This is a genomic window from Methylobacterium sp. yr668 (assembly GCF_900116245.1).
Lineage (GTDB): Bacteria > Pseudomonadota > Alphaproteobacteria > Rhizobiales > Beijerinckiaceae > Methylobacterium.
This window is the reverse complement of the sequence record NZ_FOZY01000001.1, coordinates 279,267-294,429: the sequence shown is the minus strand read 5'-3', so window position 1 is coordinate 294,429 and position 15,163 is coordinate 279,267. Positions and strand designations below refer to the sequence as shown.

The 15,163-nt window shown below is 71.9% G+C and carries 10 protein-coding genes; 5 read left to right on the top strand and 5 right to left on the bottom strand.

Annotated elements, in window-relative coordinates:
* Positions 1–45: 45 nt before the first annotated feature.
* Complete coding sequence (locus tag BM419_RS01360) at positions 46–528, bottom strand: MSMEG_0572/Sll0783 family nitrogen starvation response protein (protein ID WP_020091615.1); 483 nt, start codon at positions 526–528, stop codon at positions 46–48.
* 359 nt (positions 529–887) lie between these two features.
* Between BM419_RS01360 and BM419_RS01355 the strand changes: the two genes are divergently transcribed.
* The 3 genes from BM419_RS01355 (at position 888) to BM419_RS01345 (ending at position 5,244) form a co-directional block, all read left to right on the top strand.
* Positions 888–2,327 (top strand): aminotransferase-like domain-containing protein, encoded by a 1,440-nt coding sequence (locus BM419_RS01355; RefSeq protein ID WP_042672883.1) that lies wholly within the window; start codon positions 888–890, stop codon positions 2,325–2,327.
* A gap of 442 nt (positions 2,328–2,769) precedes the next feature.
* Positions 2,770–4,254, top strand: a complete 1,485-nt coding sequence (locus tag BM419_RS01350) for a methyl-accepting chemotaxis protein (protein WP_091924448.1) — start codon at positions 2,770–2,772, stop codon at positions 4,252–4,254.
* Between the two features lie 171 nt (positions 4,255–4,425).
* Entirely contained in the window at positions 4,426–5,244 is an 819-nt protein-coding gene (locus tag BM419_RS01345) for a hypothetical protein (RefSeq protein ID WP_020091612.1), read from the top strand.
* Between the two features lie 52 nt (positions 5,245–5,296).
* On the opposite strand, the gene BM419_RS01340 is transcribed toward BM419_RS01345, so the two are convergent.
* From BM419_RS01340 to BM419_RS01330, 3 genes are all read right to left on the bottom strand, one after another.
* On the bottom strand, positions 5,297–6,010 hold the full coding sequence (locus tag BM419_RS01340) for a hypothetical protein (RefSeq protein WP_234081050.1): 714 nt from the start codon (positions 6,008–6,010) through the stop codon (positions 5,297–5,299).
* Positions 6,011–6,098: 88 nt separating this feature from the next.
* Positions 6,099–7,883 (bottom strand): glycosyltransferase, encoded by a 1,785-nt coding sequence (locus BM419_RS01335; protein WP_026604695.1) that lies wholly within the window; start codon positions 7,881–7,883, stop codon positions 6,099–6,101.
* The gene (locus BM419_RS01330) at positions 7,883–9,580 is read right to left on the bottom strand and encodes a hypothetical protein (protein WP_026604694.1); all 1,698 of its coding nucleotides are present in this window, start codon (positions 9,578–9,580) and stop codon (positions 7,883–7,885) included. The genes BM419_RS01335 and BM419_RS01330 overlap by 1 nt, the downstream gene beginning before the upstream one ends.
* A 158-nt stretch (positions 9,581–9,738) precedes the next feature.
* Between BM419_RS01330 and BM419_RS01325 the strand changes: the two genes are divergently transcribed.
* Both BM419_RS01325 and BM419_RS01320 read left to right on the top strand, forming a co-directional pair.
* On the top strand, positions 9,739–10,734 hold the full coding sequence (locus BM419_RS01325; protein WP_020091609.1) for a glycosyltransferase family protein: 996 nt from the start codon (positions 9,739–9,741) through the stop codon (positions 10,732–10,734).
* 32 nt (positions 10,735–10,766) lie between these two features.
* On the top strand, positions 10,767–13,970 hold the full coding sequence (locus BM419_RS01320; protein WP_091924445.1) for a glycosyltransferase family protein: 3,204 nt from the start codon (positions 10,767–10,769) through the stop codon (positions 13,968–13,970).
* A gap of 55 nt (positions 13,971–14,025) precedes the next feature.
* On the opposite strand, the gene BM419_RS01315 is transcribed toward BM419_RS01320, so the two are convergent.
* Positions 14,026–15,075, bottom strand: a complete 1,050-nt coding sequence (locus BM419_RS01315) for an aldo/keto reductase (RefSeq protein ID WP_244540679.1) — start codon at positions 15,073–15,075, stop codon at positions 14,026–14,028.
* Between the last annotated feature and the right edge of the window lie 88 nt (positions 15,076–15,163).

Sequence of the window (15,163 nt, the reverse complement as noted above, 5' to 3'; positions counted from 1 at the left end):
GGCTGCGCGCGTCGCGCGCGGCCGCCGGGGGCGTTGGCGCGGCCGTCAGACGGTCCAGGTGTCGATGATCACCGCGTTGTCGCGCTTGTGCAGGAGGATGCAGTCGAGCACGTCGAGGGGGTTGATCATGCGAATACCCTCGATGAAGGCCGCCTCACTGTGCCCGTACAGCGCCTGTGTCGAGAAGCGGCAGGCGTAGACCTTGCCGCCCTCGGCCATGAACTTCTCGAGCTGGTTGTTGAAGTTGAGATGGCCCGGGAACGCCTCGTCGCCGAGCCGGGGGAACCCGCGCTGGACCCCGAGGGTGATGCCGGGGCCGTAGAGCAGGATCGAGGTCTCGAAGCCCTTGCGCTGCAGGCGGGTGGCCTGAAGCAGGTTGACGAGGCCGATCGAGCCCTCGAACGCCACGGTGTGGAAGGTGACGAGGGCCTTCTGGCCGGGTTCGGCCTTCACGTCCTCGAAGACCTTCTCCTCGTAGTCGACCAGGACGTCGCCCTTCTTGTGCGGCTCGCGGTTCACGGCAGGCATTGCTCACGCTCCTCGATGGTCTGACCCGCGGCAGGGGGTGCTGCGCACGTTCAGACAGTCGGATGGCAAGCCATGTGCCAGATCGGAGCCGTCAGGAATGCATTCAATAACGCGCCCTGCGATGCATACAATGATACGATCAATTGAGCGAAGTCGATCCGCCCGGTTCTACTCGACGACGCACAATTCATCATCAGGATTTGCGCACGTCGTCGCCAGATGACGCGCGCTTCGGCGACGAGTATTGTACGCATTGCACGCATCGGTCGCGCCGTGATAGGCCGTCACGCGCCCGGTACGGCGCTTGCAAGCCATACAATCGATCATTGATCGGTTTTCAGGTCGCGGGTGCTGGACGGATGAAGGCTGGCGGGCGGGGAGGACGGTCGGTCGACCGGGGCGACGCGGCCGGTATCTGGACGCCGGACCTCAGGCGCTGGGGCAAGCCCCATTACCTGGCCATCGCGGACGCGCTGGCGGACGACATCCGGACCGGCCACCTGCTTCCGGGCACGCGCCTGCCGACCCAGCGCGCGCTCGCCGCCACGCTCGACCTCAACTTCACGACCGTGTCCCGCGGCTACGTCGAGGCCCACAGGCGCGGCCTGATCGAGGGCCGGGTCGGCCGGGGCACCTTCGTGGTCGACCCGGCGGACGCCGCCCGCACCGCTGGGCCAGCCCTTCCCCGGCGGCCGGGACCGGTCGACTTCACCATGAACCTGCCCCCGGAACCCGACCTGCCCGGCCTGCGGGCCCGCATGCGGTCGTCCTTCGCGGAACTCTCGGGCGATCTCGCCGACCTCCTGCGCTACCAGGGCTTCGGCGGGACGGAGGCGGACAAGGAGGCCGCGCTGCGCTGGCTCGCGGGTCGCGGGATCGCGGCGGCGCGCGAGCGCCTCCTGATCTGCCCCGGCGCGCACAGCGCCCTGTCCAGCATCCTGGGACAGGTCGCGCAGGCGGGCGACACGATCTGCGCCGAGCGCATCACCTATCCGGGCATCCGGACCCTCGCGGCGCACCGGGGCCTGCGCCTCGTCGGCCTGCCGATGGACCGCCACGGGCTCGACCCCGACGCCTTCGCGGCCGCCTGCACGCGGGGGGCGCCGAAGGCGCTCTACCTCAATCCCCTGCTGCAGAACCCGACCACCGCGACCCTGTCCCGCGCCCGGCGCGAGGCCGTCATCGCGACGGCCCGCCGCTACGCGGTCACCATCATCGAGGACGACGCCTACGCGCGCATCTGCCCGGCACCGCCGCCGAGCTTCGCCGAACTGGCGCCCGAGATCACCTATTACGTGGCGGGCGTCGCGAAGTGCCTGGGCGCCGGCCTTCGCCTCGCCTTCCTGATCGCCCCGAACGCGCGGGCCGCCCTGCCCCTCGGCGACGCCCTGCGCGCCGCCACCGTGATGGCGTCGCCGATCTCGACCGCGCTGACGACGCGCTGGATCACGGACGGGACGGCGGACGCCATCGTGGATTTCGTCCGTGCCGAGTCGGCCGCGCGCCAGAGCCTCGCGGCCGCGCTGCTGCCCGCCGAGTCCTACGTCGCGGACCCGCACGCCTTCCATGTCTGGATCACCCTGCCGGCGGGATGGACGCGCTCGGCCTTCGCCAGCCAGGGCCGTGCGGCGGGTCTCGGGGTGGTCGGCAGCGACCCCTTCTGCGTCGCGGGGACGCCGCCCGAGGCCGTCCGCCTCTGCCTCGGCGGCCCTTCGACCCGGCAGCAGATCGCCCACGGGCTGGAGAGGCTGGCCCACGCCCTGGACGGCTCGCCGGCGCTGGCCTCGACCTACATCTGACGGAGCCGGCCGCGTCCCTTCGACCGCGGGCGTCGGGTCGGTCGAATCGTGCCGGTGCGTGGCATCCAGCTGCATCGCGTCGCGGTGCGCCGATCCGGCAGCGAAGACCAGAAATCCTATTCTACGTTATCATATGAACTTCCGTGCAACCTGAGAGCATGACGGCACCGGATCTCGGCGTCGAAATCCGTACTCTCGATTGTATAGTTTACCGGCACTGAGATCGAAGATTGCGTAAAAATTTACTCCTCTGGTAGTTTTGCACTATCCCAGACCCTCCCAATCTCGAACTATTGTGCCGTTCAGATTTAAGTCATCGTTCACGATTGTGCGCAATCATTATGCGAGGCCGTCATGCCGTGACAGTAAATCAGCGGCAGATCCCAAGAAGAACCGCGTGTTCGCACTCGGGATCCCGGCAATGACAAGAAGGGATGGGATAATGCTCGGCGCCCTGCGCGGTCGTGAAGATCTGGCGGCGAAATTCGATGCCCTCGACCGCTCACAGGCCGTCATCGAGTTCGAGCCGGACGGCACCATCATCACGGCCAACGCCAATTTCCTGACGATGATGGGCTACGCCCTGCCCGACATCCGGGGCCAGCGTCACGCCCTGTTCGTGGAGGCGGCGCATCGGGAGACACCCGCGTACCACGCCTTCTGGGACGCCCTGCGGCAGGGCACCCATCAGGTCGCCGAGTTCAAGCGGATCGCCCGGGGCGGCCGGTACGTCTGGGTGCAGGCGAGCTACAACCCGGTGCTCGACCGCGCGGGCCGCGTCGTGAAGGTCGTCAAGTTCGCCTCGGACATCACGGCGCAGAAGCTGCTGATGCTCGACTACGCCGGTCAGATCGCGGCGCTGCACCGGTCGCAGGCGGTGATCGCCTTCGATCCGGCCGGCACGATCCTGGAGGCCAACGGCAACTTCCTCGAGACGATGGGCTATCGCCTGGAGGAGATCCGGGGCCAGCACCACGGCGTGTTCGTCGACCCGGCCGAGCGGTCGAGTGCCGGCTACCGCGCGTTCTGGGAGGGCCTTGGCCGGGGTGAGTTCGCGGGCGGCGAGTTCCGCCGCATCGCCAAGGGCGGCCGTGACGTCTGGATCCAGGCGACCTACAATCCGATCCTCGATGCCAGCGGCTGCGTCCTCAAGGTCGTCAAGTTCGCCGCCGACATCACCGCGCAGGTCCAGGAGCGCCACCGGCGCGTCGCGGCGCAGCGGGCGATCGGCGTCGACCTCGACGCGATCGGCACCGCCGTCGAGGGCGCCAGCCGCCGGACCGCGGAGGCCGTCGACCTCGCCGGGCGGGTGTCCGGCGATATCCAGAGCGTGGCCTCGGGCGCCGAGGAACTGTCGGCCTCGGTGGGGGAGATCAGCCAGCAGGTCAGCCACGCGGCGCGGATGGCCGGCGAGGCCGTCGAGCAGGCCCGGCACACCAGCACGATCGTCGAGGGCCTGAGCGGGCAGGCGGCGCAGATCGGCGACGTCGTGACCATGATCCAGGGCATCGCGGCCCAGACCAACCTGCTCGCGCTCAACGCCACGATCGAGGCGGCCCGGGCGGGCCTCGCCGGCAAGGGCTTCGCGGTCGTGGCGTCGGAGGTGAAGGCGCTGGCCGAGCAGACCGCCAAGGCCACGGATCAGATCCGCGACCAGATCACCACGACGCAGACCACCACGCGCGAGGCGGTGGCGGCGATCGGCTCGATCCAGGGCACGATCCGGGCGCTCGACGAGATCTCGGCGGCGATCGCGGCGGCCGTGGAGGAGCAGTCGGCGGTGACCCAGGAGATCTCCGGCAGCATGCACACGGCCGCCCGCGGGGTCGGGACCATCGCGGGCGGCATGGCGGCGATCGCGCGGGCCAACGAGCAGGTCGACGCGGCCACCCGCCAGGTCCGGGAAGCCGCGCGCGCCGTCGGCTGAGGTCGCCCGCCCCGGTTCCGGGGGCGCACCGGCGCTCGCGGGTCGCCGCGACCGGTTTCAGACGGGCGGATTCGCCAGCCGGGTGCTTTGGCCCGGACAGGCCGCCCATGATAGCGAGGGCGCGGCTCCGATGCCGGCCCGGGTCGGCGGCGCGACGCGCGGGAAACGACCTTGGCGGCGATTTGGCTGACGGCCCTGATCCGGGCGCTGACCTCAGGGACCGTGGTGGTGCTCGCCTCCGTCCTGGCCGAATGGCTGGGACCGGTCTGGGGCGCGCTCGTCGTCAGCCTGCCGGTCTCCGCGGGGCCGGCCTACGTGTTCATGGCGATGGAGCACGACGCCGCCTTCGTGGCCGGGGCGGCCCTGAACGGCTTCGCGGCGAACGCCGCGACGGGCCTGTTCCTGATCGTCTACGCCCACCGGGCTGCCGGCCGGGACATGACCGCCACCCTCGGGCCGGCGATCCTCGCGTGGCTCGCGGCGGCCCTGCCGGTCTCGGCACTCACCTGGACGCCGACGACGGCGTTCCTGCTGAACGCCCTGGTCTACGGGGCCGGCGCGCTCTCGACCCGGCACGTCGTGCGCGCGACCCTCGTGCGGAGCACCGTCGTCGCGCGGCCGCGCCCGCTGGATCTGCTGATCCGCGCGAGCGCCGTCGCGCTGTTCGTCGCGGCCCTCCTGGCGCTGAGTACGGCGCTGGGCCCCGCCAGGACCGGGGTCATCGCCGCCTTCCCGGTCACGATGACGAGCGCCTTCGTCATCCTCCATCGCCGCATCGGCGGGGCGGCGATGGCGCGGCTGGCGAGCGTCGCGATCCGCGGGGTGTTCGGCTTCGGCCTGACCTTGCTGACACTCCACCTGATGATCCAGCCCTACGGTGCCGCGCTCGCGCTGACGGTCGCGCTCCTCGTCTCGCTGATCTACTCGGCGGGTCTCCTCGTGGTGCAGCCCCGTCCCGGTCGGCAGGAGCCCGGCATCGTCACGCGCTGAGGCGCGCCGTCCGACCGCGACCTCGTCGCCAGGGCGCAGCCAACGAAGCGCCTCAGAAGCCATCGTCCTCCCGCTGCAGGGCCCGCTTGCGCCAGGCCGTGAGCAGGCTGGCGAGCGCGTCGGGATCCAGCCCGTAGCTGTCCGGCAGACCCGCGTTGCGCCCGATCAGGTGCCGGTTCATCGCCCCGAGGCGCGTCGCGCCGGCGTTCGCGTCATCGAAGGTCACGAGGCGTTGTCCCGAACCCGGCATGGAGACCGGCTCGAACACGCTCACGTCACGCCACCGGACGTGCCGCGCGCGGCCCAGCTGCACGACGGTGAAGCCCGTCTCGTCGAGGTGCAGCGCCGAGCCGCGGATCGCCGTCAGGATGAGGAAGGGGACGCCGCCGAGGAAGAGCGCGACGCCCGGCCAGAGCAGCAGTTGCATCGCCGTGGAGGGCGCCTCGTGCAGCACCATCCAGAGCGTGACGCCGCCGAAGCCGGCGGCCATCAGGGCCAAGAACAGGAGTTTCCGCACCGAGGCGCGCAGGATCACGGGGCCGGGGAACTGCGCCGCCAGCGACCCCGCCGACCGGCTCTCGGATTCGAGCAGGTCCGGCCGCAGCTGCCACACGGCGACGGCCGCGCACACGCCGAAGAACACCGTCGTCGTGACGCCGCCATCCGCGCCGGTGGCGATCATCCCGAGGCCGGCGGCGACGAAGAGGAGGCTGATGCCGAGCAGCAGGACGTTCCGGCCACGGTCGCCGCGCGCGAGTTTCAACACGATCGCCCCGCCCTCCCGCGACGCCGATGGCCGGTGTGGCCACCCGCTTCCGAGACGCGACCATACAGGCCGCGCCGCGAGGCGGCGATCACGCGCGCCGCGCCGTGTGGCCGCTCTCGCCCAGCATCGCCAGCACCTGCGCGGCCCCCTCCTCCGGCGCGATGCGGGACGTGTCGAGGAGCGGCACCCGCAACTCCTCCGCGAGCGCCCGATAGCCGGCGATCCGGGCCTCGGTCATGTGCTCCGACGGGTTCGGGACGCCGCGCGCGACCATGCGGGCGATGGTGGTGGGACGGTCGGCCCAGCACATGACGGTGAACGGGCGCGGCTCCCAGCCCGGACGAAAGGCCGGCGAGAGGAGCTGCGAGGCGGTGAACCAGTGCCGGTCGAACACGACCGGTCCCGGCGGGGCGTTGGCGATCGCCGCCGCCACGGCCGCGTGCGCCACGTCGTCGGCCAGCACGTGCTGCCCCGTCCGGGCGAGGTGGACCAGGATGGCGCCGACCGGACCGCTGAACGGGTTGAGCACCGTGGCGCCGAGCGCCTCGGCGACGTGCCGCGCGATACTCGACTTGCCGGAGCCGTCGAGCCCGTCGACCGCGAGCGCGATCCGCGAGGCCTGGGCGGCCTTCTGCTGGGCCCGCGTCAGGTTCGAGGGGTAGATGCGGCCCTCGCGACGGCCGTGCTCGAGGTAGTGCAGCTGCCCCTGCCACGCGTGCTCGAACAGCGCCGCGAGGTCGGCGTGCAGCCGGATATAGCCGAGGGCGTCGAAATCCTCCGGCAGGGGCCCGTCCCGGCTCGCGAGGTCGGCGAGGCGCAGCGCGGTCTCGCGCGGCGGGCCGGACGGGCGCACCGCATCGGTCCGGCCCGCCCGCAGCGCGATCGCCTCCGCGACGACGGCGAGCAGACCGTCCGCGTAGGTGTCCCAGTCGAGCGCCCGGATCCGCGCCCGTCCCGCCTCGGCCCGGGACGCGGCGCCGGCCGGATCGGTCGCGATCCTGTCCACGGCCTCCGCGATGGCCGCGCCCAGCGCCGCGTCCGGACCGTCCGGCACCACCAGGGCCGTGACGCCGTCCTCGGCGAAAGCCAGCGTGCCGTGCACGGTCGAGACGAGCGGCGTGCCGCAGGCCATCGCTTCCGCAGCCGGGTTGCACCAGCCGGCATGCGCCTCCGCGCTGCAGAACGCGTCGAGCCCGTGATACCACGCGGGCAGGTCGGACTCGGGCAGCGGCCCGTGCACGACGAGGCGGCCCGACGCCACCAGATCGGCGCGCGCGCCCACCAGCCCCCAGTCCGGCCGTCCGAACCAGTGCAGGGCCCACGCGTCACCGAGCTTGTCGAGCGCCGCGAGCTGCGCGGCGGGGCGCTTGTTGGCGATGCCGCCGAGCCGGCGCCGCGCGCCGCGCGCGGGCGGCGAGACGGGCGGCGCGAACAGCCCGCTATCGACCGCACCGACGAGGCGCCGCCACGGCAGGCCGAGGGCCTGGAGGGCGGCGTCGTCCCAGTGGTCGTTGTTCGCCACGACGAGGTCGGGCGCGAGGGTCCGCGTGACGCGCGCGTAGGCGTCGCGCCGCACCGGCGCGTTGAGGAGGTGCTGGATCCGGGCGCCGAAGTTCGGGGCCCGGAGGTCCACGAATCCCTCGATCGTGGCATCCGGGAAGCCGCCGCCGGGCACCATGACGGCGTCCCAGCTCGCGCGCGCGGCGTCCTCGCGGTGCAGGACTGGCAGCCGCGTCTCGAACCCGTCCTCGCCGGTGCCCAGAGTCAGGTACGCGAACGCGTGACCGCGACGCGCGAGCACCCGCCCGACCCGCTCGAACCGGAGCAGGCCGCCCGTCAGCGCCAGGTGGTCACAGGCGACGAGCAGCCGCATCACGGGGTTCCTCTGATGAGACGCAGGAGGCGAAGGGACAGGCCGCTGCCGTCGCCGGCTGAAGCGCGGCGGGCGTCGAGGGTGTCCTGGAGGTGGTCGCGCGCGCGGTGCATCTCGGCCGCGTAGGCGATCACGCGGTCGGTGCGGCGGACGCTTTCGCGCGCGGCGGCCTCGTGCGCGGCGGCGTCGGCGGCGCGCGCGGCGCGCAGGGCCGCGTTCTCCTCGAGCAGCCGCGCGATCTCCGCGGAGGCCTCCGCGAGCGCAGCGCGCGGATCCGCGTCGATCCGGGTCTCTTCGCCGACCGGCAGGCGCGTCGCCGCCGCCCAGTCCAGGCCGCGCTCCGTCACCCGGTCGCTGACGATCGTCTGGAAACGGCTTTCCCGGGCCAGCCGGTCGGCGAGCTGCGCATCGTCCAGAGCCAGCCCGAGTCGCGGCAGCAGGGCGCGCAGGGCATCCAGAAGGGTCAGCGTGGACAGCCCGCCGGGACGCCAGTCTCGCGCATCGGTCAGCGCGTTGACCAAGCCCCGCACGGCGAGGTGGCCAGCGTCCAGAGGGACCCCGAGCTCCCATTCCAGGTCTATGAACGTGCCGTCGGCGCCCGAGACGAGATTCTTCGGGATGGCGTCGAGGGCCGGTCCCGGGAGGATCGTCTGGGTCTCGAGCAACGCTCCCGCCGCGAAGCGGCGCGAGACGGCTTGAAGCCACGTTCCGGCCCAGGCGGCGACGGCGTCCGGGCACCAGCCTTCCCGCGCCAGCCGCGCCTCGAGAACTTCAGACCAGAGGGAGCCCGGCACGTAGGTCTCCGACGGCAACAGGTTCGTGACGCCTCGAACCGCGGCGGGAAGGTCGGGATACGCGCGCGCGCGGCGCACCGCGATCTGCGACCCGGCCTCCGCGAAGGTCACCAGCCGCTCGAATTCCGGCCGGCGGCGCAAACCCGCGTGGATCGCCAGCCGGTCGTCCGGCGGCAGCGGCTCCGCCGATGCCGCGATCACGAAGGCGGGCGCCAGATCGCCGATGAGCCCCTGCTCCGCCACCGTCGCCCAGGCGCGCCGCGGCGAGAACAGCGCGCCCGCGCGGGCTGCCGGATCCGGCCCGGCCGCGCCGATCGCGAGCAGTCCGGGATCGAACCCGCCCGGCCGCGCGAGGCCCCGCTCGGCGATGAAGCTCACGGGCTCCTCCCGCCCCGGGAACGGGAACCACCATTCCTGATAGGCCAGGCCGCGGGCCTGCAGGGACCGTTTCAGGCCTGCCCGCGTGGGCAGCCGGAGGCCGTCCGACCTGAGGCGTCCCTCGAGGCTCGGGAAGCCGCGCTGCCCCACCGTCTCGGAGCCCGCAGCGAGTCCGTGGAGCGAGAGGGCGTTGTCGATGACGAGGATCAGCCGCCCGCCGGGCCGCAGCCGTTCCTGGGCCCAGGCGATCGTCGCGTCGAGCGCGTCCCGGCCCCCGTCGTCGCGACACGACAGCAGCCCCGTCAGCACGACGCCATCGAAGAGGGTGGAAGCCGGCAGGTCGGCGCCATCCGCCGTGGTGACGAGGGTGGCGTCGGAAGCCCAGCGCGCGCGGCTCCCCGCGTCGGGCTTCGGGCCCAGCAGCAGGAGCGTGCCGGTCAACCACGGCAGGAAGGGGCGCAACGCCTCGGCGCAGGGCTCGCGCGGCGGGTGCGGCGCGCCTATTGCCACTTCATCCCGTGCCATACTTCCTGATTGCCAACATTAAATTGCCCGGAATTACCCAATCGCCAAGTGGTTGGGGGAAATTAATCGACGAAATGGACATGCGACAGTTGCGTGTCTACTTACAATTGGCATTAACCTGCAATTAAAACTGGCCCGTCTCGCCGAGGTCACGAGGGATGAATTTCGTCAGCGCGATCTCGTTGGCCGGGCCGCACGTCCTGGTCACGAGCACCTTCCCCGATGCGCTCAACAGGAATCCCGGGATCCGGAGCGATCTGGCAGAGGGCTTCGCCGAACTGCTCGGCGCCGAGCGCGTCAGACACACCCCTCTGGAACTGGCGGTCGCGGCGGTTCGGGCGACCCGGCCGGATGTCGTGATCGCGGTCGGAAGTCTCGTGCCTGACCTGGCGGATCTGCGCGCGCTTCGGCGGGCCGCGGACGCCGTGGGTGCCGTCCTGATCTTCTGGCTGACGGACGACCCGTACGAGTTCGACTACGCCTTCAAGGCGGAACTCTACGCCGACATCGTTGTGAGCAACGATTCCTGGGCGGCGCAGCACTACCGGCACCCCGACGTCCACCACCTGCCGCTGGCCGCGGCGCCCGACCGGCATTTCCGGCCGATCGCCCCGGTGGCGGAGCGGGAGACAGTCCTGTTCTTCTGCGGCGTCGCCTACCCGAACCGCGTCGCCCTGATGCGCCGGATCGACGATCTCCTGTGCCGGCACGTCGTGGAGATCCTGGGCGCCGAGTGGCCGGACACGCTCCAATGCGCGGTGAACCGCCGCCTCACGCCGGCGCAGATGGCCGACTACGCCGCGGCGGCGCGGCTGACGCTCAACATCGGCCGCGACCTCGACGTGGCCAATCGCCGGCTGTCGCTCCCGCAGGCGACGCCGGGACCGCGCACCTTCGAGGTCGCCCTGTCGGGCTCGGCGCAGCTGTTCTTCGTCACCGGCCTGGAAATCTGCGCGCATTTCGAGCCGGACACGGAGATCCTGCTGGTGGACGGCGCGGCCGATATCGCGCGCGCCATCGAGCGGTCGCTCGACGAGCCCGGCGCGATCGAGGCGATCGCGCGCCGGGCGCAGGCGCGGGCGCTCCGCGAGCACACCTACCGGCATCGCGCGGCGCGCCTGCTCGACCTGAGCCGCCTGACGGTCCCGGCCTGATCACGCCGCCGCTGAGACGGACGAGACCGCGCATGTCCGACCTGTCGATCCTGCTGCTCGACACCGAGCCGCAGACCCACAACCGCTACCTCGTGCTCGCCATCGCGGACGCGCTGCGCCGGCATCCCGCGGTCGGCCGGGTCCATGTCGGCGGGCACGGCGATGCCCTGGCCGCCTTCGTCGAGCAGGGTCTCGACACGCTGATCGCTTTCGGCGGCGCGCGGGCGCACGCGCCCCTGGTCGGTCGGCTCGCGGGGCTCGCTCGGACCAGCGTGCTCTGGACCACGGAGGATCCGTACGAGCGCGAAGCGAACGTGCGCGGGTCGGGGGTCTTCGATCTGGTCTTCACGAACGACCTTGCCACGGTCCCGGCCTACGGAGGCCGGGCACACCACCTCGCCCTCGGCGCCTCCTCGCTCTTCCACGATCTCCCGGTGCTCGAGGACGACGCGCGCTACCGCTACGACCTCCTCTTCATCGGAACGGCGTGGCCGAACAGGGTCGCGACCCTGAACGCGCTCTCGGCCAAGCTGCCGCGGGACGTGAAGTTCAAGCTGGCGCTGCCGTGGAACGCGCATATCGGTCCGCCGGAGCTGGAGGACGAGGCGCTCGTCACGGACTGGCGCTGCGGCAACCGCGACTTCGCCCTCCTGGCGAACCGCAGTCGCGTCGTGCTCACCCTGCCCCGGATCTTCTCGGCGGCGCGCGCCGATCAGGCGACCGGTTCGACGCCGCCGCCGCGGCTGTTCGAGACGGCGCTGGCCGGCGGCTACCAGGTCGTGGTCTCGCCCGAGCCGGAGACGGCCGCCTACTACACGCCGGGCGCCGAGATCGCGCTCTGCGACGACGAGGCCGGTGCGGTCGAGGCGATCCTGACGGCCCTGACCGAACCGGAGGTCCGCATCGCGCGCGCGCGCGCCGCGCAGGCGCGGACCCGCGCCGAGCACCTCTACGACCATCGCGTGGCGACGATCCTGGACGCGGTGATCGACCGGCGCCGGACGCAGACGCGCCGGCCCCCCCTCGAACCGTCAGCGCCCCGCACGGTCCTGATGCTCACCCACAACCGGATGGGGCATCGTCCCGGCGGCGGGGTCGAGGTCTATCAGGAACTGCTGACCGAGCTCGGCGAGCCGTACCGCGTCCTGTTCCTCTTCTCCGTCTTCGGCGACGGGCGCTGGTCGCTCCGGCTCGAGGGCCCGGGGATCGCGGAGAGCTTCGCCTGCGGTCCCGTCACGCCGCCGCTCTCGACGGACCCGTTCGTGGAGGGGATCTTCCAGAGACTGCTGTTCGACCATCAGGTCGACCTCGTCCACATCCATCACCTGATGCACGTCCCGCTGTCGCTGCCGCTGATCGCGCGGGCCTGCGGCATACCCACCGTCTACCACCTGCACGACCATTTCCTGATCTGCGAGCGCTGGCTGCTGCTCGATCAGACCGGCCGGTTCTGCGACGTCGTCAATCGCGGGGCGGACCAGTGCGACGCGTGCCTGGTCTCGGGAAACCAGTATCCGCCCGGCTCCAAGGCGCGCCGCGACGGCATGATGACCCTGGTGACCGACGCGATCGACGCCTTCGTCACGAGCACGCCCGCCACGGCGGAGTACCTCCGGCGCTACTTCCCCGGCATCCCCGCCGACCGGATCGTCGAGATCCCGATGGTGGCGCCGAACACCGCGCCGGCCGGGGCGCGGCCGGTGTCCAGGCGCAGGCGCGACGGCGATCGGCTGACCGTGGCGATCCTGGGCAATCTCGCGGCCCACAAGGGCGGCCAGCAGGCGATCAACCTGATCCGGAGCTGCGAGGCCTATCCCATCCATTTCAAGGTGATCGGCCGCATCGACGACCCGTACCGCGAGGCGGTCGCGGGCCTCGGACCGGATCAGGTCACCGTGACCGGCGCATACGAGCAGCACGCGATCGGCGGCCTGCTGGCCGGCTGCGATGTCTCGCTGCACCTCTCGACCTGGCCCGAGACGTTCGTCATCGCGCTGACGGAGGCGTGGCAGGCGGGCCTGGTCCCGATCGTCGCCGATATCGGGGCCCTGGCCGAGCGCGTCGAGGACGGGATCGACGGGTTCAAGGTCCCGCCGGACGATGCCGGCGCCGTCCGCGCGCGCCTCATCGCGCTACACTACGATCGCGCCCGCCTCGCCCGGATGCAGGCCTCCATCGGCCGGAAATCCTTCCCCGACACCGACGGCCACCTCGGGTCGGTCCGCGCCCTCTACGAGCGCCTGATCGAGGCGCGGCCGCTGCGCCACGGACGGGTTCCCAGCCACCTGCGGCACGGTTTCGACCTGCGGCTCGAGACCCTGGGATACCGGACGAACGCCGCCTCCTGGACCAGCGCGGCGATCGCGTGGGATGAGGCGGCCCGAGCGCCGGAGGCGTCGCCCACCGTGATGGCGGCGGCGCGCGCGCGCCCGGTTCCGGAGATGCCCGACGCGTTCCGGCGTCTAACGCTGAGGCCGGTCCGGCGCAGCGAGTGCGGCTGGAGCCTCGACGTGCTGCGCACGGACGAGCGCCTTAACCGGAGCCTGGATCTCTCGTCGGTCGTCGCGCGGGCTTCCGTGTTCCTGCGCGGCTGGCTGCACGTCTCGGGGCCGGCGCCGAAGGCGATCTACCTGCGGCTGACGGGTCGCACCGGGACATCGTGGGTCGCCCTGCAGAGCGATCTCCGTCCGGACGTGGCCAAGTGGTACGGTGAACCCGCCGCCGCGACGTCCGGCTTCACCGGCCAGATCGACGTCGCGGGGATGTCCTTCGGACGCTACGCGCTCGCGATCGTCCAGATCGCCGACGGTAGCCTGCGCATCCTCGAAGACGTCGCTTCGATCTTCATCGCCCCCGACACCGAGCCGCCGGCGCGCTTCGTTCCGGAGCCGCGCCATCTCGTCAGCGGGCCGCCGCACGTCCCGGATCTGCACCACAGCCTGCCGGATGCCGGCGACGCGCTCCGCGTGTCGCCGGGGCAGCTCTGGGCCGCGGAAGTCGCGTTCCCCGGGACCGCGCCCCGGCTCGGCAAGGACACGCTGGCGGTGTTTCGCGGCACCAACGGTCAGACGTGGCGGGCGCCCGTCCTCAAGATCGACGAGCGGACGGTGCGCATCACCGCCTCCGTCCCGAACATCGATCCGGGCGCCTACACGGTGTCCCTGGCCGAGCCGCACAACAGGACGTTGCGGACCCTCGCGACGCTGTTCCGCACCCAGGTGGCGCGTTCGGAGTGACGGGAATCACCGGCAAGCCCGGTCTCGATCCCCCGAGCCGACCCCGGACGTGGGCCTACCACGCCTCGACCCGTTCACCGCCGAAGATGCGCGAAGTCGGCAGCTCGAAGATGAAGTAGGGATTGAGTTGCGGCGGAGCCGCGGCCTCATCCAGGCGGGACTGCTGCTCGGGCGTCAGGACGACCTCGAGGGCGGCGATGTTCTGCGCCAGCTGCTCCGGGCGGCTCGCCCCGACCAGGACCGAGGCGACGCCGGGGCGCCGCGCGACCCAGGCCAGCGCCACCTGCGCCATCGGTCGGCCGACGTCCGCGGCGACCGCCCGCAGCACGTCCACCACCGCGAAGTTCGCCTCGGTGAACAGCATGCCGCCGAAGGGGTTGTCGCCGTTGAGCCGGCCGTCGCTGCCGCCCTCGGCCGCGTCGCCGGCCCGGTCCGGGAGCGAGCCTGCCGGACCGGCCTGAGCGAGCTTCTCGCGGCCGTACTTGCCGGTCAGCAGGCCGGCCGCCAGCGGGCTCCAGGGCACCAGCCCGAGCCCGAGGGCGCGGCCCGCGGGCAGCACATCGAGTTCCACGCCCCGGTCGAGCAGCGAGTAGGCGTATTGCAGGCCGATGGGTTCCGGGAGGCCGTGGGCACGGGCCAGCGCGGCGATCTGCGCGGCGTACCAAGCGGGCGCGTTCGAGAATCCGTAATACAGGATGTCGCCGCGCGCGACGGCGTCGGTCAGCGCCCGGAGGACTTCCTCCGGCGGCGTGGTCCGGTCCCAGACATGGGTCCAGTACAGGTCGATCCAGCCGGTCCTGAGACGGCGCAGGGAGCTCTCGAGACCGGAGCGGATGTTCCGCGCGCTGTTGCCTCCGGCGAGCGGCGTGCCCTGCGCGCGCGGGAAGCCGGACTTCGTCGCGACGACCAGGCGGTCGCGCAGACCGCGCGCCGCGATCAGGTCGCCGAGCATCGTCTCGCTCGCACCGCCCGCGTAGACGTCGGCCGTATCGAGGAAGTTGCCGCCCGCTTCGACGTAACGGTCGAAGATGGCCGCCGAGACCGTCGCGTCGCTGCCCCAGCGGGCGGCGCCGAAGGTCATGGTCCCGAGCGCAAGGGGGCTCACGGCCAGACCCGAGCGTCCCAGGGTTCGATAGTGCCTCAGATCCATCGCCGCACCTCACTGTTGAGGGCTTGGTCGTAGTCCGGCGTCG

Bases quoted from the DNA above. Each gene is read 5' to 3' on its own strand.
- BM419_RS01325 (WP_020091609.1), top strand. From the start codon at position 9,739: ATGAATTTCGTCAGCGCGATCTCGTTGGCCGGGCCGCACGTCCTGGTC.
- BM419_RS01360 (WP_020091615.1), bottom strand. From the start codon at position 528: ATGCCTGCCGTGAACCGCGAGCCGCACAAGAAGGGCGACGTCCTGGTC.
- BM419_RS01350 (WP_091924448.1), top strand. From the start codon at position 2,770: ATGCTCGGCGCCCTGCGCGGTCGTGAAGATCTGGCGGCGAAATTCGAT.
- BM419_RS01335 (WP_026604695.1), bottom strand. From the start codon at position 7,883: ATGCGGCTGCTCGTCGCCTGTGACCACCTGGCGCTGACGGGCGGCCTG.
- BM419_RS01355 (WP_042672883.1), top strand. From the start codon at position 888: ATGAAGGCTGGCGGGCGGGGAGGACGGTCGGTCGACCGGGGCGACGCG.
- BM419_RS01320 (WP_091924445.1), top strand. From the start codon at position 10,767: ATGTCCGACCTGTCGATCCTGCTGCTCGACACCGAGCCGCAGACCCAC.
- BM419_RS01330 (WP_026604694.1), bottom strand. From the start codon at position 9,580: ATGGCACGGGATGAAGTGGCAATAGGCGCGCCGCACCCGCCGCGCGAG.